This is a genomic window from Nocardia sp. NPDC004278, assembly GCF_053602975.1.
In genome coordinates this window covers 183,471-195,913 of sequence record NZ_JBSGEQ010000002.1, presented here as the reverse complement: position 1 = coordinate 195,913, position 12,443 = coordinate 183,471, and the positions used below count along the sequence as shown (strand labels likewise).

The following is a 12,443-nucleotide window of genomic DNA, read 5'->3' as shown; positions in this document are numbered from 1 at the left end:
CGGCCCCGTGCACCGCCCTAGTCTGAAGGGATGAGCACGTCACCGGAGCGCGGACCCAACCTGGAGCTGCGGGACTTCCTGCGCTCTCGCAGGGCTCGGATCAGCCCCGACGAGGTGGGCCTTGGTTCGCACGCCGGTCGGCGTCGGGTGCCGGGCCTGCGCCGCGAGGAGGTCGCACAGCTGGCCGGGGTCAGCGTCGACTACTACGTCCGTCTGGAGCGTGGCCGTACCCCGAACGCCTCGGCGTCGGTGCTGGAGGCTGTGGCCCGCGCCTTGCGGCTCGATCCCGCCGAGCGGGCCCACCTGTTCGACCTGGCCGAACCCAGGCCGGGGTTCGGCCGTCGGCGTCCCGCGCCGCCCCAGCGGGTGCGGCCCGGACTGCTGCGGGTCCTGGACGCCCTGACCGACACCCCGGCGATGATCCTCGGACACCGGCTTGACGTTCTGGGCGCCAACCCGCTCGCCAAGGCCCTGTACACCGACTTCGACGCCCTGCCGAGCCGCGATCGCAACCTCGCCCGGTTCGTTTTCCTCGACCCCACCGCCCACGACCTGCTCGCCGACTGGGAGACCGCCGCCCGTGGCACGGTCGCGGCCCTGCGGCTGTACGCGGGCCGCCATCGGCACGACTCGCGCCTGAACGAACTGGTCGGCGAGCTCTCCGTGCGGGACGAGGACTTCCGCCAGTGGTGGGCCGATCACGACGTCCTGCAGTACACCCACGGCCTCAAGCTCTACCGCCACCCCCTCGTCGGCGAGCTCACCCTGGCTTACGAGTCACTCACTCTCCCCGACGACCCCGACCAAGCCCTCTACCTCTACACCGCAGAACCCGACAGCCCCTCCGAACACGCTCTCCGGCTGCTCGGTAGCTGGTCAGCCTCCACACGGCCACTGTCCAGATCTGAATAGTTCGGTGCCGCGACGCCGGTATTCCCGACTCCGTAGCCGACGGCCTTGGCCCGCAACGTGACACTGTCGCCGTCAGCAGCGCCAGCAGCCGCTCCCGCTGTGGCCGCAGATGCGAGGTCTTGCGACTCGACCGTTGAAACAGTCCGGTGCTCGCCCATCTCGAAGATGGGCGAGCATCGGTCGGGGTGTCAGGCGGTGACGTGCTCGCTCACCGAATTCTGTTGTGCGGCAGCCGGTTTTGGCATGCGTGCGCCGAGGCCGATGAGTCCGGCCAGCACCGCGGCGGCCGCGGTGACGTACCAGCTGCGGTGGAATGCGTCGAGGGTGGCCTGTGGTCCGGTGGGGGAGCCGAGGGTTGCGACCAGGATGGCGACACCGATGGCGAGGCCCAGTTGGCGTGACATGCTCAGGACTGCCGAGCCGGTGGCGAAGCGCTGTGGCGGCAGACCCGCGCTGCCCGCGGCGAAGGCGGTCGGCAGTGTGAGGCCGACGCCGAGGCCGCTGACTACCATGCCGCCGAGCAGTCCGCCCACATAGTCGGGTTCCAGGGTGATGGCCCGGGCCCACCACACCATGCCCGCCGCGAACAACACCCCGCCCGCGGCGATCACCGGACCCGCGCCGACGCGGCCGATGAACCGGCCCGCGAGTATCGCGACGAGCGGCACCACCAGTGGTCCGGGCGCGATAGCCAAGCCGGTCTTCAGCGCCGACCAGCCCCACACGTTCTGCGCCCACAGCACCACTGAGAGCAGCATCCCCGCGAACGCGATCTGGAAGAACAGCGAATTGCCCGCCATCAGTACAAAATTCGGCGCACGCAGCAGCGCCGGATCCACTACCGGACTGTGGTGACGTGCCGAGGAAATCCTGAACGCGACTGCGAACACCACCGCGACCGCGAAGGAGATGAGCACCCCCGCCGACGTCCATCCCCAATCCGCACCCTTCACCAACGCCAGGATCAGTGCCCCGATCGAGCCGATCAGCATGACCGCACCGAAGACATCGGGCAGTGCGCCGCCGTCCCCGCACACCTGTGGCAGCAGCCGCAGCCCGACCGCGAGCGCTGCCGATCCGATCGGCACATTCACCAGAAATACCCAGCGCCAATCGATTTCGACGAGCAACCCGCCGATCACCGGGCCGAGCGCGGCGCCGAGACCGCCGAAGGCCACCCACAGCCGTACGGCCATCGGACGCCGTTCGGGCGGGGTGGCGGCCAGCACCAGCCCCAGCGAGGACGGCGTCAGCATCGCCGCGCCGACCGCCTGCAACACCCGAAACGCCACCAGCGACTGCACATTCCAGGCCGTCGAGCAGAGCCCCGACCCCAGTACGAAGATGGCGAGCCCGATCAGGAATGTGGCCCGGTTGCTGCCGCGATCGCCGAGTCGCCCGGCGGGCACCAGCAGCGCGGCGAAGACGATCGCGTAGGCATTGAGCACCCACGACAGGCCCGAGAGTTGGGTATCGCCGAAATCGCGGGCCATATCCGGCAGTGCGACATTGACGATGAACAGATCCAGGCTCGACAGCAGAATGCCGACCGAGACGATGGCCAGCACCACCCGGGAATCGATGGGCCGATCCTTCGATGTGACAAGGGAACTCACGACTATGTCTCCGATTCAGCCGAGCACTCGGCGGGTCTGGCGGGCCGAGGCCAGTAGCGCGCCGCCGCGATCCCAGATATCGATGTCGTCCACCGACCAACCGCCGCCGGTGCTGGCATTGGTCGCGCGGATGAGGGCCGGCTGATGGGTCGGCCGGGTCAGGTCGGTGTGCAGATGCATCGAGAACGCCACCGTCGGCACGGCGACCGGCATGGTCAGGGTGGGGAAGAAGGCGGGCGGTAGCGCGTCCGCGAGCACCGCGAGCGTCGCGGCATCGGTCGGCAGCCGCGGCACCAGCGAGATCCACGCGCACATCCACGCCTCATCCGCGCCGGTGAGCGGCAGCGGCCCCGCGGCCGGGCGGATCTCGAAATGCGCTCCAACGGGCACGATTTCCGGTGGCAGCCGGAACGGCGCACAGTCATCGGGCGCGGGCACCTGCGGCGCGGTGGTCGGCAGGAGATCAGGTACCCGGGTGGGCGTGGTCCGGCCGAAGGTGACCGCCGCGGATGCGACGGATTTGCCCTCTTGATCGGCCATTACCTCGACGACCGCGGTGCTGCGTCCCACCGGATGCGAAGTCGTCCGGAAGGTGAGCACCCCGTCCGCCGGTCGGCCGAGGAACCGCAGATCCAGCGCACGCACCGGGAGGTCGTCGCCGCCCGCGCGCCGCGCGACCTCGACCAGGAGTCCCGCGATAACACCACCGTGCGGGCCGGTCCAGCCGCGCCAGGTCTTATCGATCTGGGCCCGCCAGATGCGGTAGTCGGTCTCGGCCAAGGCGAACTCGTCACCCAGCCGACTAGTGAGTTGCATCATGAAACGAACCATAGGTCAGTGAGTTCTTTCAAGCAACCGACTATGCTGGGCCCATGCGCAGGACCAGCTTCGACGAGATGAACTGCTCGGTCGCCCAATGCCTGGAGGTGGTGGGCGAGTGGTGGACGCTGCTGATCGTGCGTGACGCGCTCTTCGGCGTGACCCGCTTCGACGACTTCCGCGCGCGTCTGGGCATCGCGCGCAATGTGCTCACCCAGCGCCTGGAGCACCTGGTCGCGCACGACATCATGGTCAAGGTCCCCTACCAGGAGAATCCGGTCCGCTACGACTATCGGCTCACGCCCAAGGGACGCTCGCTGTGGCTCGTCGTGAACGCCATGCGGCAATGGGGCGACGAATGGGCTGCGCCCGACGGTCCGCCGGTGCAGGCGGTCCATAAAAGCTGCGGCAAGACCACGGTGGTCGAACCGGTCTGCGCCGAATGCGGCGAGCACGTGCAGGGGTCCGATCTGCGCCCTGTCGACGGCCCTGGCGCGGGCGGGCACTCGATACTCCCCGCCAGCCTCCAGCACACCCACTGAGTGCCACGTCCATTAGGCTGCGGCGGTGGCGGATGGGCGAGTGGAGAAGCTGATCGACACGGTCGCGTGGGTGCGCATCGAGGGCGGGCGCATTCTGTGCGCGCGCCCGAAGGGCAAGGACATCTTCTATATTCCGGGCGGCAAGCGCGAGGGCACGGAATCCGATCTGCAGACGCTGTTGCGCGAGATCGAGGAGGAACTGACCGTCGCGCTGGTCCCGGAAACCGTCGCCCACTTCGGGACCTACGAGGCCGCGCTGCACGGACCCGCCACCGATGTGATCGTCCGAATGAGTTGCTACACCGCCGACTATCGCGGCACGCTCGCGGCCAGCAGTGAAATCGAAGAGGTCGCCTGGTTCTCCTACACCGACCGCGCACTGGTACCACCGGTGGATCAACTGCTCTTCGACGATCTCGTCGACGCGGGTCGATTGGCATGATGCGCTAGCGTGCCCACCGAAGGGATACCGTCGATGTCATGACCACGGTTCGCACACTGTTGCGTTGGGCCGCATACGCGTTGGCGGCGCCGGTGCTCGCCCTCGGCCCCATCGCGAGCCGGTTGCGCGTTCCGCGCCGAATGCTCGCCATCTTCATCGCGCCGCGCGATGCCTTGGCGGTGCGTGCGACTGTGCATTCGATGCTTGCCGTCGCAGTCGGCCTGGTGACCTGGTTTCTGGCCTTTCTGGCCACCGTCGCAGCGGTGCGCGGGGCCGTCTACCCGCTGATAGCGGCCGACGATCTGGAGCACTCGTGGGGTGGTCCGACCTTGGCCGGAGCCTGGGCGGTGCACGCGTTGCTCGGGATCGGCCTGCTGCCCGCGTGGGGTCTATTGCTAGCCGGACTCGGCGTCGTGCAGGTGCGACTCACCCGGCGGCTGCTCGGCCGGGACGGGCCGTGGTGGCCACTCCCGGTATCGCTGCTGTTGACGGTCGGCGGCGTACTGCTCTTCATTTCCTGGCTGCACCAGATCTGAGATCGCCGACCCGTCGAAATGTGACGACCGCTACTGCCCGCTGGCGCGGTGGTGAATCATGCTGAGCCGCCTACTCATTCCGACCGTGCTCACGGTGATCGCGATCGCCGCAGGCATGGCCTTGGCGTTCAGGATGAAGTCCACACCGACCGCGATACCGCCAACACCCGCGCGGTAATCCGTTTCGACGCGCAGACCCGTGACCTCGATCCCGTGGAGGATCCCGCGCTGACCTGTGGCAGGAATGCGCGAGCACCGTGAATCATGTGCACATCGTCGCAGGTCCGCTGGAGTACGAGGGGATCTGGCTGATCACCCTCGAACCCGCACTCGGTGAACAAACCGAACGCCGACTCGTCGGCTGTCTCGACGACCGAGAGGTCGCTGGCATCACCGGCCGCTGCATCGGCCCCCGCTGCGAATACCGCTAGGTCGCAACCGGTGCCCGTCCGGCGCGTTCGATGAGGTGTTGCACCAGTTCGAGTAGTACTTGTTTGCAGGAGGCGCGGTCGCGGGCGTCGCAGAGCAGTGTGGGGATGTGGGGGTCGAGGTCGAGAGCGTCGCGGACCTCGTCGACGGTGTAGACCGGTGCGCCGTCGAAGCAGTTGACCGCGACCAGGAACGGCAGCCCACGGCGTTCGAAGAAGTCTACGGCGGCAAAGGAATTGCCGAGGCGGCGGGTGTCGGCGATGACGACCGCGCCGAGTGCTCCACGTGAGAGTTCATCCCACAGGAACCAGAATCGGTCCTGGCCCGGTGTCCCGAACAGGTAGAGCACCAACTCGCTGTCGATGGTGATCCGACCGAAGTCCAGTGCGACCGTGGTGGTGGTCTTCTGTTCGACGCCGGATAGGTCGTCGATGCCGGTGCTGACCTCGGTGATCAGTTCCTCGGTGCGCAGCGGCGCGACCTCGCTGATTGATGAGACCATGGTCGTTTTGCCGACGCCGAAGCCACCGGCGATGAGAATCTTGACCGAGGCGGCCAGATGCGGTGTCGCACCGGGTCGGGTCGGGTCAAAGCTTTCGGATGCCATCCAGTACCGCTCGCAATACGTTGAGATCGCCGGGGCCCGCATCCGGCTGTACCGGTGCCCGGAAGATCAAGTGGCCCTCGCCGATCAGGTCGCCGACGAGGATCTTGGTTACCGCCAAGGGAAGTTTCACATGCGCAGCCACCTCGGCGACCGACTGCGGAACGCGGCACAGCGCGACGATGTCCGCGTATTCGGGTTCGGTGCGGCGCAGGGTGGGCGCGCGATCGGCCACGACGACCACGGTGAGCATGTCCAGATCGTGACCTGCCCCCATGACCCGCCCGCGGGTCAGCGCATAGGGCCGGACCAGCGGACCGGCATCCTCATCGAACCATTGCCCGCCGCTGCGTGTCATGGCAGTCGCGCTGGGGTCGATAGGTAGGTGCCGACGCGTTGCACGGTGACGTTCATTTCGTAGGCGACCATTCCGAGATTCGCGGTTTCGGCCGCCTGCAGGGCCAGGCAGGCATTGTCCCCGGCCGAAGTCACGAACAGTACGGCGCGATCGAGTTCGATCACCGCCTGGCGGACCCCGCCGCCCTCGAAACGGCTGCCCGCGCTGCGGGCCAGTCCGTAGAGGGTGGAGGACATGGCGGCGAAATGTTCGGCGTCCTCGCGGGTCATCGCGGTGGAACGGCCCAGCAGCAGGCCGTCGGTGGACAGCACCACCGCATAACGCACGCCCGCCAGCCGATCGACTAGATCATCGAGCAGCCAATTGAGATCACCGGGGCTGGAAGAAGTCACCGTTGCCTTCCTGTTCATCCGAGGGATTGACGGCAGGCGCAGTGGATGCGCCGTAATGCTCAGTGGATGCTACCTCGGGCACCACAACATCGGGGATCGCGGAATCGGGGACCGCGCGGCGGCCCTGTCTGGTCCCATTTTCGATGGCCGACATCAGATCTCGGGCCTGCTCGGCCGAGCGCTCCCGCTCCGGCTGCTGTTCGGTAGCCGGTTCCGCCGGGGCCTGCTGCGCCAATTGTGGTGCGATACTGGCCTGTCGGTTGCGGCGCGGCAGCGCCGGCCTGGTGTCGGATGCCGATGGCTGCGGCGCCTCGAACGCGGGCCGCGGCGGATCCGCCGGAGTCTCGAGCGCTACCGCGGGCGGAGCCAGTGGCGGCGCGGTGAGCACCGCGGAATCGGACTCGGCGCCGCCATAGGGCGAGGAGTCGACGAAGGGGACCGGATGCCGTCGTCTGCGCACCGAATCCGATGGTTCCTCACCCGACGTGAGCGCGGGGGTTGTTCCGTCGGCGAGCAGGGACTTCGGGATGAGCACGATGGCGCGGACGCCACCGTAATCGGATTCGGTCAACCGGACCGAAACACCGTGGCGGGCGGCCAGCTGCGCGACGACGAACAGTCCGAGACGCGAATCCGCCGACAGTGCGGCGACACCGAAATCCGGTGGCTGGCGCAGCATTTCGTTGACCCTGGTGATCTCGGACTCGGGCATACCCATGCCCTGATCGCTGATTTCGACGACCACACCCTTGCCGACCACATTGCCGGTCAGCTCGACCCGCGACTGCGGCGGCGAGAATGAGGTCGCATTGTCCACCAGTTCGGCGAGCAGGTGGATGAGGTCGGCCACGACCGCGCCGAGTACCTGCGCCTCCGGGAGCCGGGCCACCCGAACCCGTGCATAGTCCAGGGTTTCGCCGACCGCGCTGCGCACCAGATCGAGCAGCGGCACCGGATTGCGCCACTGACGGCCGGGCCGACCGCCGCCCAGGATGATCAGGTTCTCGGCATTGCGGCGTTCCCGGGTGGCCAGGTGGTCGAGCCGGAACAGCGTGTCCAGCAGGGCCGGATCCTCTTGGCGCTCTTCGGCTTTGTCCAGGATCTCCAACTGCCGGTGCACCACGATCTGGCTGCGGTGGGCGATATTGAGGAAGACCGCCTTCACGCCCTCGCGGGTGCGCGCCTCGTTCACCGCGCCCGCGACGGCCGCGGCGTGCGCATGCTGGAATGCCTTGGCCACCTGGCCGATTTCGTCGGAACCATAGTTCAGGTTCGCTGCCTCGGCATCGGGATCGATGAGTTCGCCCTCGCCCAGCCGCCGCATGAGCTCGGGCAGACGCTCATCGGCCAGGGCCAGGGTTTCGCCGCGAAGTCGCTTGAGCCTGCGGATGACTCGGTTGGCCAGCAGGATCGCGATGACAAATGCCAACAGGCTGACCGCCACGACACCGCCGCCCGCCCACGCGGAGGTCTCGGTGGCGTCGGCGGCCTTGTCCTCGGCGAGTCTCTGCGAGTTCTTGTTCTGGGCGATCCAGACGTCGATCAGTCCGCGGTTCACCTCGGCGGCGGCATTGTGCCACTCCTGCGGGCTCAACGGCAGTGGCGGCGGCGTCGACTGCTTGGCGGTGCCACTGGACGTGCTCGATGAGCTGGTGCCGGTGGAAGTTGTGCTCGTCGCGGTCATATTGCGCTGGGCCACAGCGTTTTCCATGGCCGTCAACTGCTGCCAGGCCTGACCGGCCATCAGCGCGTGCAGGCTCTCCTGCAGCTTCGGGTCGAGCTCGCCCGCCAGATTGGCGACTTCGGCGTGGTAGAAGCCGCTCTCGTGCAGGAACTCCTCGATCGAAATGGGGGTCGGCCCGTTCACATTGACGATCACGGCCGCGAGCGCGTTGCTGCGCGACATCGCCTCGGTCGCCAGGAAGATCCGCATACCGTCGGCGATATGCACGCCGATCTCGGCATCCGGCGCGGTCTGCTCGGCGATCTCGGTGCCGAAAGAGATGACATCGAGCAGCCGGTTGTAGAAGTTGTACGCGTCGGGGATGGGCAGTGCGCCCGCATCGGTTGCGGTGCGCACCTGGGTCATCGACGTCGAGAGCGTCATGAAGTTGGCGGCATTGTCGCCGATCTTGGAATCGTCGACCTCACGCAATCTGTCGCCAGCCGCGACAAGGCCCTTCAGTGCGCTGTCCAGCCGGATCCGGGCCGCGCCGAGTGCGGGTGCCGCGGTCTCGTCGCCGGTGAGCGCGGCCAGCGTGAGCTGACGTTCACTTTGGACGGCCTCCAGCAATTCCCGGATCGAGGGAATCGCCTGCTGATTCTGCGACGCCCAGTTCTTGGCCTTATTTCCCTCGGCAACCAGGTATCCCGCCGATCCCACGCCGACCACGAGCAGAGTCAGGCTCGGGACGAGCGCGATCGCCAGAATCCGCGTTCGGACCCCGAGCCTCGCTCTGAACATCGACCCAACCTAAATCAGTTGTGACCATTTCGTTTCCCGCGTCCCGGTGAGCGGGACCCGATTTGACATTCCGAAACGGCGCCGGTCCGGATTTGACTCCCGCCTGCGATCGGCTGGAACTGTTGCGCCGCATCGGGTTCCCTGTAGTAATCGCGCGAAAACCAACGGCAATGGCTTGACCAGCAGCGATGGCGTGTTGCTGGTTCGAGCTGCGGATGGGCTCGGTTGGTGCTCGGCTTGGCTGCCGATGAGGTGCTGGCCCACATCCAGCCGGCGCACAGTGCGAACATCAACTTTCTTCGGCGCGATCGAGGTCGACATCGACGCCGAGCTGGTCCAGCTCGGTCCCACCGGCTACCGGATGCTGTGGGTGCGCGACATCCTCTTCTGATCGGGCGTCCGGTGATGGTTCGCTATGGAGCAACTACTCGGTTGGGTCCGCTCGTGAGCCGGAGTCTCGACTAACGATGGGCGGTTTCGCCTTCCCAACGTTGTGGCCTGCGCGTTCTTCGGTTGCCTGCCAAGCGGTCCGGTCACGAATTCCGCCGAGCACGGCGTCGAGCATCCGGTCGAATTCCGCCACGGACCCAAAGTCGGCCATGGTGGGTGCGAGGGCGGCCATCGTGGGGTACAGCGTGGGGTCGATCGCGGGCACGGTTGCAGCACTGTCGGATCCGCCATTGAGGACCGCCAGCAGATATCCGTTGAGGAAGCCGAACAAGACCAGCGGTGCGTCCGAGATAACCTGGTCGGGCAGACCGGCCGTACGCATTGCGATGACCAGCTGTTCCAGCGTGGCGAGGGCCGGCGGCGAGTTTTGCGGCCGGGTTGCCAGCAATGGGACCACGTGGGGGTGCCGGTAGGCGGTCTCCCGGTAGTTGTGCGCTGTCCAGCGAGCAATCTCTTCCCAGGTATCGGGTGCGCCCTCGGCGTTGATCGCCATCTCGGCGAGCACAGCCTCGGAGACCGCGTCCAGCAGCGCCGCCTTGCCCTTGATGTGGTTGTAGATCGACATCGGGTCGACCCCGAGCTCGTCGGCGAGCCGCCGCACCCCGAAGCGCTCCAGGCCGTCACGGTCGACGAGTGCGACGGCGGCGGCCGCGATGCGCTCGCGGCTGAGCCCTGCCGACGTCCCCTGTGTGCGCCGGGTCACGTTCTACTCCCTCCTCTTGTCAAACCTACACCGTAGGATATACCGTCGCTGCGAAACCTACATCGTAGGTATCGGGAATCAGAGTCGTATCAGGGAGCGGACATGAGCGAAGCCGTCGACGTCGAACGGCTAGTGGGGCCGAACTATTCGACCGTCACGGTCGAGGAACTGGTCGCCTACCGTGAAGCGGAGAACCGTTTCCGGGCGTCGGAGGCGGCGCGAGCGATCCTCGGGAGCCCGGATCCCGGCGCCACGATCACTGGCAGAAAGTGCCGCTGCCCGGCCGCGAACTCCCCGTCCGGGTGTATCGGCCCTCGCTCGAGCGCGGCGGCACGGGGATCGACCTGCCACTCGTAGTCCATGTGCACGGAGGCAGCTTCGGAGGCGTCTCTCGCCGAGTGTGACGGGTCTGGGACTGCCGCGTTTCGCGCCACATCGTCGGTACAGCCGAGAAATGAAGAGGGGCTCCTCGATGGGCGTCGCGTGCTGGGCGGGAAGAAAGGAAGAAGAATCTTGAACCGCAGAACATTTCTTCGCGGCGCGGCCGCAACCTCCGCGTTCGCCGCATTGGCCGCCGCCGGTTGCGGTGCTGGCAGCACAACTGAATCAATCGTCGCGACGCGAGCCGGGCGAGTGCGGGGCATCGTGACCGCAGGTGTGCACGTGTTCAAGGGTGTGCCCTATGCCGCGCCACCGCAGGGTGTGGACCGCTATCTGCCGCCGCACCCGGTCCAGTCGTGGACCGGGGTGCGTGACGCGCTCGCCCTCGGCCCCACGCCACCGCAGCTGCCGACCCCGCCGCCGCTGGACTTCTCCGCGCCACCGATTCCGGGCGCGGACTACCTTAACCTGAACATCTGGACCCCCGACCCCGGCTCGGCGCGCCTGCCGGTACTGGTGTGGATCTACGGTGGCGGTTTCGATACTGGCAGCAACGGACTCTACGACGGCAGCGCATTCGCCCGCGACGGCGTGGTGTTCGTCGCGATGAACTACCGGCTGGGTGCCGAGGGATTCCTGTTCCTCGACGACGGTGTGGCGAATGTCGGTCTGCTGGACCAGATTGCGGCGCTCGAATGGGTGCACGACAACATCGCGGCCTTCGGCGGCGCCCCCGGCAACGTCACAATCTTCGGGCAGTCCTCCGGCGCCATGGCCGTGGGCACACTGCTGGCGATGCCGGGCGCCACGGGGCTGTTTCGGCGCGCGATCATGGAAAGCGGTGCCGGCAATATCTGTTACTCCACCGACACCGCCCACGAGATCGGACAGCGCCTCATCGCGAAGCTCGGCGTGGAACCGACACGCGACGCCGTCGCCGCAGCCGGTGTCGAGCGCGTGCTCGCCGCGCAAACCACGGTCATGGGTGACTTTGCGCAGCAACCGGATCCGCAACGCTGGGGCGGCGAGCCGGGATGCCGCATCAATATGTGGCGGCCCACGCTCGACGGCGCCACCCTGCCCGCCAAACCCATCGACGCCGTCACCGCCGGAGCAGGTGCCGATGTGGATGTGCTGCTCGGACACAACGGCGAGGAGGGACGGCTGTCGCTGGTACCGTTCCGCAACCTTGATTCGGTCACCGAGGAGGAATTGACCACTGCGATGCGTATGTACCGGCTGCCCGTCGACCGGGCGCTACCGGCCTACCGCGCCGCCTACCCGGGCGCCGATCCCGGTGCATTGCTGGCGATCCTGCAGGCGGACTGGTACTACACCATCCCCGGCCTCCGGCTCGCCGACGCCCGCACCAGTGCACCGGCGGCCACCTACATGTACGAATTCGCCTGGCGCTCCCCACAATTCGATGGACAACTCGGATCATGCCACTTCCTCGAGGTCCCGTTCGTCTTCGACCAACTCCGCGATCGGCGGATGCAATGGATCACCGGCCCGAACCCACCACAGCAGCTGGCCGATATCGTGCACCACACCTGGGTGCAGTTCGCCAGCACCGGGCGAGTGAACTGGCCGCATTACGAACCCACCCGCAGGACCACCATGCGACTGGCCCTCCAGCCCACCGTCGTTGACGACCCGTGCCCGGTCCGGGATCTGTGGGACGGAGTCGAGCTCTACTGACGCTGCTGATCTACCGCCTCACCGTCACCGCTGAAGCTGATCGTCTCAACGTGATTCGTGCGCAGGATAGCCGAGGCCGGAGAGATCCTGACCG

Annotated in this window: 14 protein-coding genes; 7 read left to right on the top strand and 7 right to left on the bottom strand. The window is 67.1% G+C overall.

Annotation, left to right across the window (positions count from 1 at the left end):
• The first annotated feature begins 30 nt into the window (after positions 1–30).
• On the top strand, positions 31–912 hold the full coding sequence (locus ACWEO2_RS03550; protein WP_452403897.1) for a helix-turn-helix domain-containing protein: 882 nt from the start codon (positions 31–33) through the stop codon (positions 910–912).
• Positions 913–1,100: 188 nt separating this feature from the next.
• Here ACWEO2_RS03550 and ACWEO2_RS03545 read toward each other — a convergent pair whose 3' ends face one another.
• Both ACWEO2_RS03545 and ACWEO2_RS03540 read right to left on the bottom strand, forming a co-directional pair.
• On the bottom strand, positions 1,101–2,528 hold the full coding sequence (locus ACWEO2_RS03545) for an MFS transporter (protein WP_452403896.1): 1,428 nt from the start codon (positions 2,526–2,528) through the stop codon (positions 1,101–1,103).
• Positions 2,529–2,543: 15 nt separating this feature from the next.
• Positions 2,544–3,347 (bottom strand): acyl-CoA thioesterase, encoded by an 804-nt coding sequence (locus ACWEO2_RS03540; protein WP_452403895.1) that lies wholly within the window; start codon positions 3,345–3,347, stop codon positions 2,544–2,546.
• A gap of 53 nt (positions 3,348–3,400) precedes the next feature.
• Here ACWEO2_RS03540 and ACWEO2_RS03535 point away from each other — a divergent pair, with 53 nt between their 5' ends.
• From ACWEO2_RS03535 to ACWEO2_RS03520, 4 genes are all read left to right on the top strand, one after another.
• Positions 3,401–3,889: a winged helix-turn-helix transcriptional regulator gene (locus ACWEO2_RS03535; RefSeq protein WP_452403894.1), complete on the top strand. Its 489-nt coding sequence runs from the start codon at positions 3,401–3,403 to the stop codon at positions 3,887–3,889.
• A gap of 25 nt (positions 3,890–3,914) precedes the next feature.
• On the top strand, positions 3,915–4,331 hold the full coding sequence (locus ACWEO2_RS03530; protein ID WP_452403893.1) for an NUDIX hydrolase: 417 nt from the start codon (positions 3,915–3,917) through the stop codon (positions 4,329–4,331).
• Between the two features lie 38 nt (positions 4,332–4,369).
• Positions 4,370–4,867 (top strand): hypothetical protein, encoded by a 498-nt coding sequence (locus ACWEO2_RS03525; RefSeq protein ID WP_452403892.1) that lies wholly within the window; start codon positions 4,370–4,372, stop codon positions 4,865–4,867.
• 266 nt (positions 4,868–5,133) lie between these two features.
• Complete coding sequence (locus ACWEO2_RS03520; RefSeq protein WP_452403891.1) at positions 5,134–5,298, top strand: hypothetical protein; 165 nt, start codon at positions 5,134–5,136, stop codon at positions 5,296–5,298.
• Here the strand turns inward: ACWEO2_RS03520 and ACWEO2_RS03515 are convergent.
• The 5 genes from ACWEO2_RS03515 to ACWEO2_RS03495 all read right to left on the bottom strand — a co-directional run bounded on the left by ACWEO2_RS03515 (position 5,295) and on the right by ACWEO2_RS03495 (position 10,267).
• Positions 5,295–5,903 carry a GTP-binding protein gene (locus ACWEO2_RS03515; protein WP_355184940.1) on the bottom strand — a complete coding sequence of 203 codons (609 nt, stop codon included), beginning with the start codon at positions 5,901–5,903 and terminating at the stop codon, positions 5,295–5,297. The genes ACWEO2_RS03520 and ACWEO2_RS03515 overlap by 4 nt on opposite strands.
• A complete protein-coding gene (locus ACWEO2_RS03510) occupies positions 5,884–6,258 on the bottom strand; it encodes a DUF742 domain-containing protein (RefSeq protein WP_452403890.1) in 375 nt (124 codons plus the stop codon). The genes ACWEO2_RS03515 and ACWEO2_RS03510 overlap by 20 nt, the downstream gene beginning before the upstream one ends.
• Positions 6,255–6,650: a roadblock/LC7 domain-containing protein gene (locus tag ACWEO2_RS03505; RefSeq protein WP_355184936.1), complete on the bottom strand. Its 396-nt coding sequence runs from the start codon at positions 6,648–6,650 to the stop codon at positions 6,255–6,257. The genes ACWEO2_RS03510 and ACWEO2_RS03505 overlap by 4 nt, the downstream gene beginning before the upstream one ends.
• Positions 6,628–9,114 (bottom strand): sensor histidine kinase, encoded by a 2,487-nt coding sequence (locus tag ACWEO2_RS03500; protein ID WP_452403889.1) that lies wholly within the window; start codon positions 9,112–9,114, stop codon positions 6,628–6,630. Before ACWEO2_RS03500 ends, ACWEO2_RS03505 begins: the two co-directional genes overlap by 23 nt.
• Before the next feature lie 424 nt (positions 9,115–9,538).
• Positions 9,539–10,267 carry a TetR/AcrR family transcriptional regulator gene (locus ACWEO2_RS03495; protein WP_452403888.1) on the bottom strand — a complete coding sequence of 243 codons (729 nt, stop codon included), beginning with the start codon at positions 10,265–10,267 and terminating at the stop codon, positions 9,539–9,541.
• A gap of 102 nt (positions 10,268–10,369) precedes the next feature.
• On the opposite strand from ACWEO2_RS03495, the gene ACWEO2_RS03490 reads away from it, so the two are divergent.
• Together ACWEO2_RS03490 and ACWEO2_RS03485 are read left to right on the top strand one after the other, a co-directional pair.
• Positions 10,370–10,624: a hypothetical protein gene (locus ACWEO2_RS03490; protein ID WP_452403887.1), complete on the top strand. Its 255-nt coding sequence runs from the start codon at positions 10,370–10,372 to the stop codon at positions 10,622–10,624.
• A gap of 156 nt (positions 10,625–10,780) precedes the next feature.
• Positions 10,781–12,349, top strand: a complete 1,569-nt coding sequence (locus ACWEO2_RS03485) for a carboxylesterase/lipase family protein (RefSeq protein ID WP_452403886.1) — start codon at positions 10,781–10,783, stop codon at positions 12,347–12,349.
• The last annotated feature ends 94 nt before the right edge of the window (positions 12,350–12,443 follow it).

What these genes read in the sequence shown, in the direction of transcription:
- ACWEO2_RS03510 (WP_452403890.1), bottom strand. Translation starts at nt 6,258, where the DNA reads ATGACACGCAGCGGCGGGCAATGGTTCGATGAGGATGCCGGTCCGCTG.
- ACWEO2_RS03550 (WP_452403897.1), top strand. Translation starts at nt 31, where the DNA reads ATGAGCACGTCACCGGAGCGCGGACCCAACCTGGAGCTGCGGGACTTC.
- ACWEO2_RS03490 (WP_452403887.1), top strand. Translation starts at nt 10,370, where the DNA reads ATGAGCGAAGCCGTCGACGTCGAACGGCTAGTGGGGCCGAACTATTCG.
- ACWEO2_RS03525 (WP_452403892.1), top strand. Translation starts at nt 4,370, where the DNA reads ATGACCACGGTTCGCACACTGTTGCGTTGGGCCGCATACGCGTTGGCG.
- ACWEO2_RS03540 (WP_452403895.1), bottom strand. Translation starts at nt 3,347, where the DNA reads ATGATGCAACTCACTAGTCGGCTGGGTGACGAGTTCGCCTTGGCCGAG.
- ACWEO2_RS03515 (WP_355184940.1), bottom strand. Translation starts at nt 5,903, where the DNA reads ATGGCATCCGAAAGCTTTGACCCGACCCGACCCGGTGCGACACCGCAT.
- ACWEO2_RS03500 (WP_452403889.1), bottom strand. Translation starts at nt 9,114, where the DNA reads ATGTTCAGAGCGAGGCTCGGGGTCCGAACGCGGATTCTGGCGATCGCG.
- ACWEO2_RS03535 (WP_452403894.1), top strand. Translation starts at nt 3,401, where the DNA reads ATGCGCAGGACCAGCTTCGACGAGATGAACTGCTCGGTCGCCCAATGC.